General features: G+C 44.8%; 15 protein-coding genes and 1 other RNA gene. 5 read left to right on the forward strand and 11 right to left on the reverse strand.

Features of this window, described 5'->3' with window-relative positions; translation table 11 throughout:
* Nucleotides 1-76: 76 nt before the first annotated feature.
* Together MZO41_RS15725 and ssrA are read left to right on the forward strand one after the other, a co-directional pair.
* Complete coding sequence (locus MZO41_RS15725; protein WP_011101810.1) at nucleotides 77-1,015, forward strand: DMT family transporter; 939 nt, start codon at nucleotides 77-79, stop codon at nucleotides 1,013-1,015.
* A gap of 82 nt (nucleotides 1,016-1,097) precedes the next feature.
* Nucleotides 1,098-1,469: a transfer-messenger RNA gene (gene ssrA, locus MZO41_RS15730) on the forward strand.
* 302 nt (nucleotides 1,470-1,771) lie between these two features.
* Here ssrA and MZO41_RS15735 read toward each other — a convergent pair.
* The 7 genes from MZO41_RS15735 to MZO41_RS15765 form a co-directional block, all read right to left on the reverse strand.
* A complete protein-coding gene (locus MZO41_RS15735) occupies nucleotides 1,772-2,332 on the reverse strand; it encodes an ECF transporter S component (protein ID WP_003642750.1) in 561 nt (186 codons plus the stop codon).
* Nucleotides 2,333-2,407: 75 nt separating this feature from the next.
* Nucleotides 2,408-2,725: a hypothetical protein gene (locus MZO41_RS15740; RefSeq protein WP_003644671.1), complete on the reverse strand. Its 318-nt coding sequence runs from the start codon at nucleotides 2,723-2,725 to the stop codon at nucleotides 2,408-2,410.
* A 213-nt stretch (nucleotides 2,726-2,938) separates the two neighbouring features.
* On the reverse strand, nucleotides 2,939-4,126 hold the full coding sequence (locus MZO41_RS15745) for an MFS transporter (protein ID WP_003642748.1): 1,188 nt from the start codon (nucleotides 4,124-4,126) through the stop codon (nucleotides 2,939-2,941).
* Nucleotides 4,127-4,231: 105 nt separating this feature from the next.
* A complete protein-coding gene (locus tag MZO41_RS15750) occupies nucleotides 4,232-4,975 on the reverse strand; it encodes an NUDIX hydrolase (protein WP_003642747.1) in 744 nt (247 codons plus the stop codon).
* A 58-nt stretch (nucleotides 4,976-5,033) separates the two neighbouring features.
* Complete coding sequence (locus tag MZO41_RS15755) at nucleotides 5,034-5,198, reverse strand: hypothetical protein (RefSeq protein WP_003642746.1); 165 nt, start codon at nucleotides 5,196-5,198, stop codon at nucleotides 5,034-5,036.
* A 561-nt stretch (nucleotides 5,199-5,759) separates the two neighbouring features.
* The gene (locus tag MZO41_RS15760) at nucleotides 5,760-6,623 is read right to left on the reverse strand and encodes an alpha/beta hydrolase (RefSeq protein WP_003644672.1); all 864 of its coding nucleotides are present in this window, start codon (nucleotides 6,621-6,623) and stop codon (nucleotides 5,760-5,762) included.
* Nucleotides 6,624-6,689: 66 nt separating this feature from the next.
* A complete protein-coding gene (locus MZO41_RS15765; RefSeq protein ID WP_003642744.1) occupies nucleotides 6,690-7,583 on the reverse strand; it encodes a C40 family peptidase in 894 nt (297 codons plus the stop codon).
* Nucleotides 7,584-7,804: 221 nt separating this feature from the next.
* Here MZO41_RS15765 and MZO41_RS15770 point away from each other — a divergent pair, with 221 nt between their 5' ends.
* Nucleotides 7,805-8,269, forward strand: a complete 465-nt coding sequence (locus MZO41_RS15770; protein WP_003642743.1) for an Lrp/AsnC family transcriptional regulator — start codon at nucleotides 7,805-7,807, stop codon at nucleotides 8,267-8,269.
* 146 nt (nucleotides 8,270-8,415) lie between these two features.
* Here MZO41_RS15770 and MZO41_RS15775 read toward each other — a convergent pair whose 3' ends face one another.
* Complete coding sequence (locus MZO41_RS15775; RefSeq protein WP_003642742.1) at nucleotides 8,416-8,637, reverse strand: hypothetical protein; 222 nt, start codon at nucleotides 8,635-8,637, stop codon at nucleotides 8,416-8,418.
* Nucleotides 8,638-8,662: 25 nt separating this feature from the next.
* Complete coding sequence (locus MZO41_RS15780; RefSeq protein ID WP_003642741.1) at nucleotides 8,663-8,893, reverse strand: hypothetical protein; 231 nt, start codon at nucleotides 8,891-8,893, stop codon at nucleotides 8,663-8,665.
* A gap of 223 nt (nucleotides 8,894-9,116) precedes the next feature.
* Between MZO41_RS15780 and MZO41_RS15785 the strand changes: the two genes are divergently transcribed.
* Nucleotides 9,117-10,307, forward strand: a complete 1,191-nt coding sequence (locus tag MZO41_RS15785) for a GGDEF domain-containing protein (protein WP_003644673.1) — start codon at nucleotides 9,117-9,119, stop codon at nucleotides 10,305-10,307.
* Between the two features lie 260 nt (nucleotides 10,308-10,567).
* On the opposite strand, the gene MZO41_RS15790 is transcribed toward MZO41_RS15785, so the two are convergent.
* Nucleotides 10,568-12,121: an ABC-F family ATP-binding cassette domain-containing protein gene (locus MZO41_RS15790; protein WP_003642739.1), complete on the reverse strand. Its 1,554-nt coding sequence runs from the start codon at nucleotides 12,119-12,121 to the stop codon at nucleotides 10,568-10,570.
* Between the two features lie 84 nt (nucleotides 12,122-12,205).
* Nucleotides 12,206-12,793, reverse strand: coding sequence for a GNAT family N-acetyltransferase (locus MZO41_RS15795; protein WP_003642738.1), 588 nt, complete (start codon nucleotides 12,791-12,793; stop codon nucleotides 12,206-12,208).
* A 1,060-nt stretch (nucleotides 12,794-13,853) separates the two neighbouring features.
* Between MZO41_RS15795 and MZO41_RS15800 the strand changes: the two genes are divergently transcribed.
* Complete coding sequence (locus tag MZO41_RS15800; protein ID WP_011101813.1) at nucleotides 13,854-14,303, forward strand: VOC family protein; 450 nt, start codon at nucleotides 13,854-13,856, stop codon at nucleotides 14,301-14,303.
* Nucleotides 14,304-14,450: the final 147 nt, after the last annotated feature.

The following is a 14,450-nucleotide window of genomic DNA, read 5'->3' on the forward strand; positions in this document are numbered from 1 at the left end:
CCTCATAAACATAGGTTCCCAGACGCACCTTTGCTATAATGAAAATTGCTTATTATTTTCAGAAAGGAGTCGTAATTTGACACAACAAAATCATTTACGGGGCGTCTTACTCGCTAGTAGTGCCTGTATTCTGTGGGGTATCTCAGGGGTGGCTGCGAGTACCCTCTTCATCAATAATCCGCATCTAACCGCAATGTGGCTAACGCAGGTCCGCATGATCAGTGCAGGCTTGATTTTACTCGTCTGGGGGATGGTGGCTGGTAAACATCCCTTTAAAATCTGGCATCACCGCCATGCCGCTTGGACAGCGGTGAGTTACGGTTTGCTGGGGCTGATTCCGGTTCAACTTTGCTATTTCGAAGCGGTTCGCGTTGGTAATGCCCCGATTGCCACGATTATTCAATTTCTTGGCCCATTCATTATCAGCATCTATTACTTCTTATTTAAGCACGTGACACCCAGTCGTATCGAACTGATTGGTATGATCATGGCCTTTATCGGGACACTATTGATCGTGACACACGGTCACTTAAACAGTCTGGCAATTTCACCCGTCATCTTGTTCTGGGGCGGCTTATCCGCCATCGGGGTCGCCACGAACACCTTGATTCCGCGAACCATTTTACCAAAGTATGGCGCATTAACCGTCACTGGCTGGGGGTTACTGATTGCGGGTCTGTTTCTAACCTTGTTACAACCCATGTGGCGTGTCCACCTGACGATTACCTGGCCCCAATTAGGCTTGTTAATCGTCATTATTCTCTTAGGAACGGTGGCCCCCTTCCTGATGTTTGCGCGTAGTTTAAGCGATATTCTACCGACAACGGCCAGTTTGATGGACGCCTTCGAGCCCTTAGCCGCGACGGTTTTCTCGATTACTTTTCTAAACGTTCAACTCACTAGCTTCGATTTTATCGGCGGCTTACTGATTATCTTGGCAGTCATGGCACTTTCACTGAACACACATAAAATGTTGCACTTTTTGCGGCGCCGCCGAGCACACTCTTCATCTTAAACTGCTGTAATGATTGTCATGACCAGTAGACAGATTAGTTGGCAGAACAGTTGAGCTGTGCTAAACTAGGATTGTTGAATTTGGGGATGTTCTGGATTCGACAGGTATAGTTTGAGTTCGGATTGCGCTTCGTAGGTTGCGTCTACGTAAAAACGCTCAGTTTAAATTATAACTGCAAAAAATAATAACAATTCTTACGCTTTAGCTGCCTAATAAGCGCTTAACGTAGATCCTCCCAGGATCGTCCATGTTCTGGATCTGGGTCCTAAATTTAGTGGACTTACGCTCAAAGCTTCCACCTGGAGTTGCGAGAAGAGACTAATCAGGTTAGTCATTGCTGGGTGCCCTGTCATACGGCGTTTGCAATGATGAAATTTAAATAGTATGAATATGAGCGTAGATATCCGAGGGGCAATATGCTTGGACGCGAGTTCGACTCTCGCCATCTCCATTATTGAGTTTCAAAGTGATGTAATAAGCTCCAGAACACTTGTTATATCAATATTCATTAAAGCTATCCTAACGGGATAGCTTTTTTTGTCCTATTTTGATTAGCGTGCTACTTCAGTAAAAAGCCCTTTTCCAAATTGGAAAGGGCTTTTTTTACCGATAATACAACCATGGTTAACCTGATCAACCAAAATCTGTCCAATAATTATAAACGCCACAGCCAACGGTGTTAAAGTGGATTGCAACCAGTCTGTTAAAATAATAAGTGCTCACGGCACTAATCCAGCTGCGTTAGCATGCGGCCATTTAGACCGTACCGACCCGCTGGCGGTTAAACCCAACCTGTACTAAGATCCGATACAATAACGGCACAATGATGACACATGCCACCGCATTAATGGTCGCTGCTAATAAACTCGTGAAGGACCCAATCATGGCGACCTTGAGCGTTGTCCCCACCATTAAGGCTTCAATCACGCCTGTACACCACGAAGTGACGATTTTTGTGAGCCCTGCGACTAACGATACCCAGTAAAGCCGGCCAATACGATCTTCACGATAGCCGATTGACTTGAAACTCAGGTTGACCATCGCGGCCAGAATAATTGCTTCAATAATTGTTAACCACGAAGTTGCGGCATACCCATTCAGAATATCAAACAAGCCAAGCCCCACTGCACCAGCCGTAGCACCATAGCCAAAACCAAGCAACATCACTGCGAGCACTGTCAAAATATTACCAAAATGAATAAATGGCCGCCCAACAATCGCGGGCAACGGAATTCGTAATACACTGATACCAATAAAAATAATGGCGGCAAATAACCCTGCCAAGACGAGCTTTTTTAATTGTTCAGACCTTCCCATTCAATTCCCTCCAATTTTGCACATCTATTTATCATTATATTCTAATATAAGTGTGAATCAATTGATAGTCCTAGTCTATTTTTTTCGTGACGGTAACTGAATAATAGTCGCTCGTGTGGGCGTCTCAACACTTACTTCATACGCAACTGCTAACAAATCATAAGCAGCTCGGGGCATTTTGTATTGATGACACACTAAATAATAACCTAGATCAACAGCGATTTGGTGCGCGATAGCAATACTGTCACCACTACGATTAAGCCGGCGACGAGCCCGCGCAACTAACCTGGTCAACACAACATCGCTTCGAATCTCAATTGCCATGCTGGCAAGTGCTAGTTGGGCACTTAATCGTTCATTCGGTTGGGTCGTACGTGCTTTTGCCTTTGCCATTTTTTTCAACTCCTCAGTGTAATCATAGGAGTTTCGCTTTGGCTTCGCAACGAATGACACCCTCAAAGCCGCGTCATCACTGAGCTCGTTTAACTTTCACAAAAAATATTATTGAATCATTTCAATTCAAATTCAGCAACAGCGCCCACATCACTAGTCCATTCCATATAAGTAATTTTAACTTACGATTTAATTTATATCTGCCACCGATACTTAATCATCCGTCTCTTGATTCGGTAACCCGAATAGCAATACCCCAACACCGAGTAAGAGTACGGCCACGAACACCATAAAAATTGCCGGAATGCCAAATCCAATTGCCATCAGCGCACCAACTAAAAATGGGCCGATGGTTGCGCCAATGCGACCAATTGACTGGGCAACGCCCATACCAATTCCCCGTACCGCGGGCGCAAATTGCCCCGGTGTGAAAGCAATCATAATTCCCCACGCCCCTAGCGTAAAGAACGACAACCATGCACCACTAATCAGAATCATCGTTGGATTATTGGCCGTCCCAAAAGCTGCGGCACTGACGACCGTCCCAATCAGATAAGTTGCCAATACCGCCTTACGCTTGACGACGCCGATCAACCACGCAGCTAGATAATAGCCGGGAAGTTGCGCCAAGCTCATCAACATCGTATAGCCAAACCCATGTACTAATGAAAATCCGCGCAACACCAAAACGCTTGGAAGCCATAAAAACATACCGTAATAGGCAAACATAATCACAAACCATAGAATGCTGAGGCAAATCGTAGCTCGTCGATATTTAGCGGACCACACTTGCCGCAATGCCTGTCTAAAATCAACTTTTTGTGGCCGATTAGCCTCCTGTTCTGCAGGTAAGTGTCGGCGTAACAGCAACGCATACAACCCCATTAAGGCGGTGATTAAGACCGTCATCCGCCAACCAATGTGTGGCATCACTAAAAAGGCCAATAACGATGCTGCAATCCAACCAAACGCCCAAAAACTATCTACCAGGACTAGCATGCGTGAGCGCTGTGTTCCCGTATAATGATCAGCAATCATTGTCGCAGCAACCGGTAGTTCACCCCCCAGACCAATGCCAGTCAACAACCGAACGACTAAGAACCACTCGACGTTCGGGGTAATCGTCAATAACAAATTACCAAGCGAAAAGAGCAGTAGCGTCCCAATGAGGACCGGCTTACGCCCCAATTTATCTGCTAAATAGCCGCATACCAAGGCCCCAATCATCATGCCAAGCGTGGTGATCGCACTGACTGCTCCCAACTGTCCTGCAGTTAGCTGCCAACTTTCTTTAATAACCGGCATCACAAATGATAGCAGGGCCACGTCTAACGCATCAAAAAGCCAGGCCGTCCCGATGACCCATAATAGCTTAGCACTATTTCTTTTACTTTCGACCATTCCAATACTCCCCCAAATTTCCTAATTAGCCTTCCGCTGATTTAGGTATTTTTTACCTTTATGGTGCTATAAAAGTAGCATACCGACTTGGACGTGTCAAATGAACTACTTTAGCCGGTATACCTTAGCGGGGCGTCCAGAAGAGCCAGGTCGGGCTGTCCCCACCTCTGTAAATAAATGAACGTGGGTTTTACGAAAGTTTGAATTGTCGATAGTTGCCACTGGCTGCCGCCACAAAATCGCATACAGCTGGCGCGCCTGTTTGAGTGTGAACTGCTCACCTAACACTAATAAGATCGTAGGAGCATAGTCCAGGCGATTGCGCACACGTTGTAGGGCGTTTCTTAAGATCAGGCCATGATCGGCGGTTAACAACTGCTTGGCGATTCGTTGATAAAACTCCCGCTCCGTCTGCGAATCGGGAACACCAGCAAATGCCAAACCATCAGCGACCAGATCATCACGATCCACCCGCGGCGTAATGGCAAACCACTTGACATCGCGCGCACCATACCCCGGAACTAGTTCCGGCTTGACTGGCAAATAAACCATATACGTCAACGCCAGTGAGCGTTCACCCGGCACGCGATCGACCGCGGTAAACGTCCCTAACTGTTCTGTATGGAATTGGGCAAGCTGGACGCCCAACTTCTCACGAACTAATCGCAATGCGGCTTCATCCGCACTCTCATCCGTTCTCAAATACGTCGTCGGTAATCCCCAGGTATTCTCAAAAGGAGCGTGATCACGCTGAATAAGCAGGACCAGCAGTTGCTTGGTCACTGCATCGAAACTCCAGATTACGTTCGTAATACTGATTAATGGCCGATAACTGACTTCATGCGCCATTCAAATCGTCCTCCTACAAAAACGGCCACTGGCAAATGCCGTGGCCGTTGTTTATTTTTTAATTCATTGCTTGTAGCGCTTGAACCGTCCACCCGTTAATGGCTGACTTTTCAATAATTGCTTTTTTTATTTCCCAGACATCCGCTTTGATATAGCGATGTCGGGCGGTCATTAAGGGAATATCAGTGTAGACCTCTTGACCGCGATTAATGGTAACGCGCATTGAATTACATCCTTTCCTAATGCTCAGGAAATCTGTAAATAATTCTAATACTCAATACTGGGGCAAGTACATGATACTAAAAATTAATTTATCCAAAATCTGAGGTAAATTTAATCCGGCAGCGTGAAGTCCACCGAACTAACAATTAACTTTATCATATTTTTGAAGTTATCGCTAACAGAATGCTCTTTCTTTGACTTAATTTAAATTTAGCCCTAATAATGAAGGCGTTTGCATTGTGTAAAAACAGATTCCGATTTACACTAAAGGTAATTTTATAAGGGAGGTTTTTACATGCGCAATTATAAATATGCCGTATATGGCGGTATCTCAGTTGTTTATTTAATTACCCTATATGCGTTGTACCACCTTATTCGAACGGCTTATATTCTATTCTTTCTCTAGCCCAGACCAACCCGCTGACTTCAGGATAACGATCATCAAACAAGCTCATCTGACCTGACTAAGGCCGGATGAGCTTGTTTGATTTTGATTCTAATTGCGTAACGTGACTGACTCACAGTCCCAAACCAACTATTGATTAGCAGAGCCCCGGTCATATCATCGATGCCATAAAAAGCGGTCAACTGCCAGTGCTACCTTAGCATTTTCATGTAACTGGCTGTGCTGCGCATGGGCCCCATAAAAGTCTTTTTCGGTGTAATCAACATCCCGCCCACGCAATAAATACTTGATGGAACGGGCCGACACGTTGGTGACCAAGCTGTCCGAATGACTACCATCGTTCAAGGTTCCCACGATATTCAATAGTTGCACATTTTTAGGAAAATTGCTCCGCTTGGCTGCCAATAATTCATAGGCTGCATGTAAATATTTCGGTTGCCCAGAAGTCAGAAACGAGTTCTGATTAGCAACATCATCTTCCCCGACCACCCCATCAAACGGGCCAGCGATCGTCACTAACTTATTGATCTTCGGAAAAGTCGTCGTTTGTTGCGTCATCAGCATATTAACGCTAGCGACACAGCCCGCAGAATGGGCGACGATATTATAATGTTTAAACGCGTGCTGTTGTTGAACCGTGGTAATCACCTTAGCCAGCCAAGCACTCTGTTGGTCATACTGGGCCAGATTGTTCTTGAACACGACTTGAATTATCGGGTTACGCACCCGACCACGCCATTTACCCGTCAACGTCACTTGACCACTGGTACTGACCGTTGCCACCAAAACTTTGTGAGCATGAGCAGTCTTTTCAGCATGCGCAATCAGGGTATTCGTTGATTTCGCACTCCCCTGAAACCCGTGGACGTAAAATGTGGGGGTCTGTTGATTCACATACGGCGATATTTTTTTAGTACTTGCCGCCCGTTGCGTTGCTTGTTGCTTAGTGGTTTGAGAACCACAACCGGTTAAGCCAACGACTAATAAGACTGCCACCAGCCACCATTTAATTTGTTTCACTTTATCCGCCCCATTAATATTTTGAAATATTCTACTTTAATTAAATCTAAGTCAATTGAACTCACATTACCAATTTCGTTTGACAGCGACCAACTCATCTTGTAAATAAGTGCTTGCTAACTGCAAGTATGTCACGTGTTTGCCAGGCGTGGGTGCATGTAATAGCCAGCCATCACCGGCATATAGGGCAACGTGGTGTACCGCACCGTTCCCATGATTATGAGCAAAGAAACACAGATCCCCAAGCTGGGCATTTGCTATGTCGACCGCCACTCCTTGCTTGATCTGATCCTGAGCATCGCGCGGTAAGCGAATACCTAGACTGCGATGCAAGGTATAGACGAATCCAGAACAATCGAAACCATAAGCACTGATGCCACCCCATAGGTAGCGTAAATCCAAGAATTCTTCACCGAGTCGAACGAGTGTCGCTCCCGGTGTCAAGCGCGCGGTTCTAAATGCAAACTGCGTCGCACGTTTTGCAATTTTGCCCGTTCCGAGTGGGGTCTGGACCGTATAATAACGATGATCTTTGCTACTAATAACGGGTAGTTCCGTTCCAAGGCTAAGATTTAAGAACGTACGGCCATCTAAGCATAGTAACGGCGTAAAGCCACGCCGTATCGTAATCATCGGCCCAGTTTGAACCGGCAATGGGACGGTCGACAATTGCGCCGCCCATACCCATCCTGGATACCCCTGTGGATGCCGGGAGTCGGCCTGATTAACAACGTAACCATAGGCCCAGCCATTGACAAACTGTTCGACTAAAAAGACGTCGTTAAATAACGCCTGCGTCACGATGCGATTGTCGCGTTCCAAAGCCACAGTATCTTCATCTGATAACTGCGCCAACCATGGTTGTAAGCCGACATTTGCTAGTGCCGGAGTATCGATGGACGTATTGTTTGGCTGCCGCCACACGTTCGCAACGGCCGCAATAATCCGTGTTGATTGCATTCTAGTCACCTCATTTTTTCAGTTTACCATATCTCCGGAACCACGTCTGGCTTCCTGGTCAAACCTTGAAGTGATTTTAACTTTAATCGATCGCCCCCCACCGCCGTGGCACCTCGGCACGTTAAGAAGCTATCCTTTCAGTAGAAACTTTACACTAAATATTAAAAATCACTGTGAAAGTATGCTATGATACTAATAATTACTTAGGAGGCGTTTTAACGATGGATAAAACCGATTTGAAGATTTTGAACGCCTTGCAGGCCGACGCGCGAATCTCCTTAAAAGCGCTCGCCGATCAATGCTTCATTTCTTCGCCCGCAATTTCCGCTCGCATCACTCGTCTGAAAAAGAGTGGCATCATTCGTGACTATCAAGCAAATCTTAACTTTGAAAAGCTCAATTACCACATAAAAGCCTATATTCAACTCCAACTTGAACCAACGCAAAAGGAGCGCTTTTACCCATTTGTTGCCGGCATTCCTAATATTCTGGAATGTGACTGTATCACGGGTGAATACTCTCAAATTTTGAAAGTGATTTTCGAATCAACGCAGGCATTAGACGAGTTTGTCAACCAATTACAAACATTTGGAAAAACGAGTACTCAGATCGTCTTTTCAACAAGTGTCCCTAACCGTGGCCTCACGTTGCCCGATGATCACGACATGTCTAAAATTAATCATTAATCCGCATGCACAGGGAAACTGTAGCTTAATAGGCGCACCGAGAAACCATGTTAGTTTCTCGATGCGCCTATTTAATGAATTCCAATTGCAATGTCAGAGATCGGTAGCCCGCTTCAAATCAAACCCAACTATCAGTTATGGGCACCTCAGGACCAATTCAATAACCTAAAAATCGCTTGTGGTGTCGTCACTTGATAATGACGCTTGAGAACTTCTAAGCCAATATTACAGCCTACCAATAGACTCCCACCTAAAGCCACGCCCACCCATAATTGTGGTCCCAACCAATGAATGGCAACTAAACTACACAAAAATAACACCGCACCAACAATCATTCCTAGCGTGTAACTCACAAACCATCGTCTCATTGGGCACCTCCACGACACAAACTAATTACGCGAATCGGTTCATCACATAAATTGCACCAAGTCCAATTCCCCATAAAACTAACAGCGGTAGTAAAACGAGCATGCCGAACTGGTACCAACCTAATACCATCATAAATAAAATCTCAACACTATGGCCGAACACTAATAATTGAAAGTATTCACGAAAATACCACTGCACGCCGATACCAATCAAGAAACTAATCAAGATCACACCATAGAACGTTCCATGCAGCATTTTACAAACTCCTTTTTATTGCGTTTGCTATCTAACCTTACATGGTAAGTATGCCGTATTGAGGCCTAAATCATCATCATATTTATGTAAAGACTAGGTTATTTTTCAGTAAAGACTGTTTGATGATTTTTAAATTATTGCAAACTGCTGTTAACAGTTACCTGCGTAACGTGTTATGATTAAAGGACAAATTAATTAAACGCAACAATTATGGGGGCGCACTGTGTTACATCTACTTACGCTATCGAGCTTAGGCCGAGATCTTTTTAATATCAAAATGCTAATTGTCATTCTCATTACAATTGGCCTGATCACCCTAATGACCATTCTGACCTACCTCCTAGAGCAACAGGTCCATCGTCGTCAAAATCGATATTGGACTATTGGGGCCCATGGTGCCGAGGCTTTAAGTGTCCTCATTAGTATGATCCTATTACGACAAATATTCATTACGCTGAATTCAGGTAGCATTATCAGTTGGACCTACGCAACGGTTCAATTAACGATTCTTCTGTTCAGCCTTAACACCATGCGCAACCTGGCCGTTGAAATTATTAACCTGTTAATGCCATTGTTCATTTATGGTCAGGCCATCTGGTTGGGCCACAGCACGCAGTACCTGCCAGTTTTTCTGGCCATGGCCATTATCTTGATTAGTACAGTCGTCTATATTACTCATAACTATCAAGAATTACACGCTACTCAATGGAAGTATCTCCTGTTCCAAATACTATATAGTGGCACTTGGTGGGGCGTTATTTGGTCAGTTCATCCGTTCAAATTGAGCCATACACTCGTCATCATTCTAGCCTTTGTCCTTTACATGTGGTTGATTCGTTTAGCAGTCAATCGCGTCCAAAAGTTTTTCAATGAAGTGCTCACCTTTGATCAACAAGTCAATTACGATGAATTAACCGGTATTCGTAACCGCGCCAGCTTTGACACGCATGCGCGTGAAGTGTTTGCCGCGTATCAGCACCATCAAATGGGGCCCGTCACTATGGTCATGTTCGATATTGACCACTTTAAAGCCTTTAACGATCAGTACGGCCATCTGGCTGGCGACGCCGTACTCCGACACGTGGCGCATTTTGTTGAACTTGAACTTAATCAGCGCAGCACTCACGGTCAGATCTTCCGCTATGGCGGTGAAGAATTCGTCATCATTTTTCGTGGCATCTCAGCGCTTGAAGCTGGTCAAATAATGCGTACGATTCAGCGTAAACTGAAAACAGTACCAATCAAATTTAACGTTCAAACGTTGAACGTGACCGTTTCAATTGGCATTTCAGAATTGCAACCAACCGACCAGACTTTCACTGATTGGTTCGTCCGCGTTGACGACTACCTCTATCAGTCCAAGCAGGCCGGTCGCGACCAGACCACGGTTGAAAGTCAATTACTAACGGATTAATAATTGTTCCCAAAAGGCCGTTAATTTGTAAATTCGTTCCCGATTTACAAATTAACGGCCTTTTTGGGTTTAGCGATTACCGATGGGGACAATGGCGCGCTGACGGTCCAATAATTACTGAATCGCCAGCAGTCCATTTTCAAATTAACTAGTCAGCTAACAATAATTTTCTCCTAATCAGGACATCCAAAAACAGTCCATGCTTGAATGTCTATCCACAGACAAGCCCAAGCATGGACTGCTATTAAAAAGGATAAGAATTAGCCTTGTCGTTCTTTCAAACTGAGTTTCTCGACGTTCAATTCCTTGTCAACCCAGCCATTCACAAAACTGCTCTCATGACTAACCAAGATTAGATTACCTTGGAAAGCCTGTAATGCACGCTTGAGGCCTTCTTTAGTTTCATCGTCCAAATGGTTCGTTGGTTCATCCATAATTAAGAAGTTACTTGGAACCAATTCAAGCAAGGCTAATTTAACCTTAGTCTGTTCGCCCCCACTGAGTAAGTGCATTGGCTTCATCGCATTCGCCGCATTAATCCCACACTTAGCCAACTTAGTCCGAATTGTCTTCGGTAACATCGTAGGGTATTCATTTTGAATCGTCTGTAACGGTGTCAACTGTGGGTTATCCCATTCCAAATCTTGATTGAAATAATTGATTTTAGCAGATGGCGAAAAATCTGACTTACCACTTAACGCTGGAATTACACCTAAAATTGACTTGATCAAAGTTGATTTACCAACCCCATTAAAGCCCTTAAACGCTAATTTTTCACCGTTGGTCATCGTAAAAGTTACGGGTTCCAACAACGGCTTTCCGTACCCAACAGACAGCTTCGTCACACTCAATGCATTTTGAGAACCCGTATCAAGGTATGGAAAGGCAAACTTGGCGTGTTCATTTTCACTCGGTGGATCAACCCGATCCAAATGCGATAGCATCTTTTCCCGTGACTTCGCCATCGTTGACTTTGAACCGGCCTTGTTCTTGCGAATGAACTTTTCGGCTTTTTCAATCACAACTTGTTGCTTTTCAAACGCCTTCAGTTGGGCTTCCTTACGCGCTTCTTTTTGCCGCATAGCCGCTTTAAAATCGCCCCGGTACTTAATAATTTTACCGAATGCCACGTCACAAATACAGTTTGTGACCTGTTGCAAGAAATCATAGTCATGAGAGATCACCATAACGGCCCCTTCAAAGCCGTTCAAATAATCTTCCAACCAACTGATATGCGCCGTATCGAGGTAGTTCGTCGGTTCATCAAGAATAATCACATCCGGGTTTTCCAGCAATAGTTTAGCCAAGATGATCTTCGACCGTTGACCACCAGACATCTCACTGATGACGTGATCCCGACCGATTTCATCTAATCCTAGTCCGGTAATTACCCGTTCCATTTCTGTCTCAACATCATAAAAATTATTGGCTTCCAAGGTCTCCTGAATCCGACCTGCACGTTCCAATAACTGGTCATCCATCTTTTCAGCATAATCCGCATAAAGTTGTTGCATCTGCGCATCTAAATCATACAAGCGTTGAAAAGCCGTTTTCAAAAAGGCGTATAGCGTCATGCCGGCTGGAATATCGGCGTATTGATCCAGATAGCCAGTTCGAACGTTGCGCTGCCACTTGATCTGACCAGATAATGGTAAGATCTGGCCAGTTAAAATCTTAATTAGGGTACTCTTACCCGCCCCATTTTGACCAACGATACCCATATGATCCGCTCGTTCCAGCGTAAAATTCGCATCGTCATATAATTTACGGTCCGCAAAGCTTTGCGATAAATCCGTTACTTCTAGTAAAGCCATGTTGTTTTCAACCTACACTTTCATTTTGACCCGTATTAAAACGGGCCCCGTCATATCACGAGGCCCGTTGCGATAGCCCTGATACTAAGCTAGCACCAAGTCTTTATCTAGTTCATATTGCATATGGAAGTACATCCGATCACCGATAGGCTTAATTCCTACCGATTCGTAATGATAACGGTCATAGAGCTTCTTAGCTCCTAAATTAGCCATGTCAACGTTCAAACCAATCCGCTTTTGACCAGCTTGTCGCGCGTATCTTGGCAGGGCGGCGAGTAACTTCCCGCCAATCCCATGACCCTGATAATTCGGGTCGACCGCAATCGAATCCAGGTACCATTCGTGCTCATAACTTTCAGCTTCAGCTTCAAATGCTGAACCAAACGCATCATTATTCGCAGTAACTCGTGCTAACACGTCGTCCACCGCGTCCTCATTTTTGTCAGGATAACCAAACGCTACCCCGACCACTTGACCATCGGCCTCGGCCACTACCGTCGTTGCCTTACCAGACAAATAATCAGGTGTCCGGTAAGCGGCAGTAATGGCCTGCTCTAAGTCAGGTTCAGGAATGTCGTCTAGTTCCTCAAGTTGCATTTCATCAAAAATCATATTAATTAGCGGTGCTATCTGGCCCGCGTCGTCTTGATCGGCTGGTCGAATTGTTATCACGAATAGCCCTCCTTCTTATAGTAACACCTACATTACTATGAAAAGCAAGCATTGTCAAAAGTCGCGTCCGGTGTGAACGGTTACAGTTGTTATTTTTTGAGTTGCTTCCCAAATACGGTCACATCCGTCCCATTATCAATCGTGGTATACTGAATAACACCGTCTTATACTCATTATTATTGGCATGAATCATGATTAAAACGTACCAGTTAGATTGCTGTTCGTCAGCCGTTGCGCGTCCTATGCCGACCTCCGGGGCTGGGTGACAATTGCTGGAACGCAGCCGACGTCGATTTGAGCTAACGCATAACCCGCGTCATCTCAAATACGAGTCTTATTCTAAGCCGGAAGAAAGACACTTCCGACTAAGAATAATTTGGCTACTGAGCATTGTCACCCAGCCCCTCCAGTCTCAAGCCTGTGAGGGGCCACGGGTTGAAGCCGAGTATTGCCTGGCCAACAGATTAATGTGGTTTTGGCATTTGTCCGTCGGCATAGCAAGCACAGGCTTTAGTGGCACCGAACACGTTTTGGGAACCCCCTCGAATGGCAGATTAACGGCCACTTAACTTGGTAAAATTTGTCGCTGACTATTTTGATACCGGAACCTCAAACGAAACGTCAGGGTTCCATTAACCACTTTGTCGAGACGTTCGATTATTACTATGCCGCTTGAGGAATAGTGATCTCCCACAATATCACTTTCAGACTGACAGTTAATTAACAAAATTACCGTTTATGAGGAACAATGATAAGTCCATCAAAGGTTGGGTACATCACCGTCAGCCATTCGAATACTGTCCCGACTGGAAGGCGTTTCGGCCAATGCTCAGCGGTGAAATTCCACTTAGCAAGCGTCCTTTGCTTGGTTAGTGGAAGACAAGTATTTAAGACGTGGGTTGCGGCTTAAATCTGTGTCCACCGCGTTCCAGCAATTGACGGAAATGCCTGGAAGTCGGCGTAGGACGAACCAGCAAAGCATGTTTACGCTAACTCGCACGTTTTCCAGCGGGCCTAAAGCTGGCTGCTTTTGAACTTACACAACTGGTACATTTTAATCATGGTTCATGCCAAATCTGATGAGTACGACACGTTTAATAATGAATTATTTTTGAAGGGATTTGAGCTTGTGAATATTCGCGATATCGATCATTTGACCCTAACCGTTACTGACATTGCACGGTCATTACGGTTTTACCATGAAGTATTTGACCTTCCCATTGTGACCTTCGATGGTGACCGCCAAGCTGTCTTAGTGGGTAAACAAAAAATTAACTTTCAGACCACTAACCAGCCACACCAACCCATTGCGGCTAAGCCGACACCCGGCAGTGCAGATCTTTGCTTGATTGCGAAGGATAATATTGATGATATTCAGCATCACTTAAAGAGTTATTTCGTGGATGTGATTACCGGGCCGGTTGAAAGAACTGGTGCCCACGGAAAGTTGACGTCACTGTATGTTCGTGATCCTGATAACAACTTGATTGAAATTAGTAACTATCATTAAAAAACACCACAAAGACTAATCATTAAAAACGGGTCTATGATATTTAGTGTTGATGGATAAAATCCATCAACACTATTTTTATGTACAACAAAAGGACATATCGTCCTGTGCTACAATCAAGTCGACCAAAACCAATTGAAAGCGAGT

This window comes from Lactiplantibacillus sp. C232, assembly GCF_023806725.1.
Classification (GTDB): Bacteria; Bacillota; Bacilli; order Lactobacillales; family Lactobacillaceae; genus Lactiplantibacillus; species Lactiplantibacillus plantarum.

What these genes read in the sequence shown, in the direction of transcription:
- MZO41_RS15735 (WP_003642750.1), bottom strand. Translation starts at nt 2,332, where the DNA reads ATGGGAAGGTCTGAACAATTAAAAAAGCTCGTCTTGGCAGGGTTATTT.
- MZO41_RS15740 (WP_003644671.1), bottom strand. Translation starts at nt 2,725, where the DNA reads ATGGCAAAGGCAAAAGCACGTACGACCCAACCGAATGAACGATTAAGT.
- MZO41_RS15745 (WP_003642748.1), bottom strand. Translation starts at nt 4,126, where the DNA reads ATGGTCGAAAGTAAAAGAAATAGTGCTAAGCTATTATGGGTCATCGGG.
- MZO41_RS15750 (WP_003642747.1), bottom strand. Translation starts at nt 4,975, where the DNA reads ATGGCGCATGAAGTCAGTTATCGGCCATTAATCAGTATTACGAACGTA.
- MZO41_RS15755 (WP_003642746.1), bottom strand. Translation starts at nt 5,198, where the DNA reads ATGCGCGTTACCATTAATCGCGGTCAAGAGGTCTACACTGATATTCCC.
- MZO41_RS15765 (WP_003642744.1), bottom strand. Translation starts at nt 7,583, where the DNA reads ATGCAATCAACACGGATTATTGCGGCCGTTGCGAACGTGTGGCGGCAG.
- MZO41_RS15770 (WP_003642743.1), top strand. Translation starts at nt 7,805, where the DNA reads ATGGATAAAACCGATTTGAAGATTTTGAACGCCTTGCAGGCCGACGCG.
- MZO41_RS15775 (WP_003642742.1), bottom strand. Translation starts at nt 8,637, where the DNA reads ATGAGACGATGGTTTGTGAGTTACACGCTAGGAATGATTGTTGGTGCG.
- MZO41_RS15780 (WP_003642741.1), bottom strand. Translation starts at nt 8,893, where the DNA reads ATGCTGCATGGAACGTTCTATGGTGTGATCTTGATTAGTTTCTTGATT.
- MZO41_RS15790 (WP_003642739.1), bottom strand. Translation starts at nt 12,121, where the DNA reads ATGGCTTTACTAGAAGTAACGGATTTATCGCAAAGCTTTGCGGACCGT.
- MZO41_RS15800 (WP_011101813.1), top strand. Translation starts at nt 13,854, where the DNA reads ATGGTTCATGCCAAATCTGATGAGTACGACACGTTTAATAATGAATTA.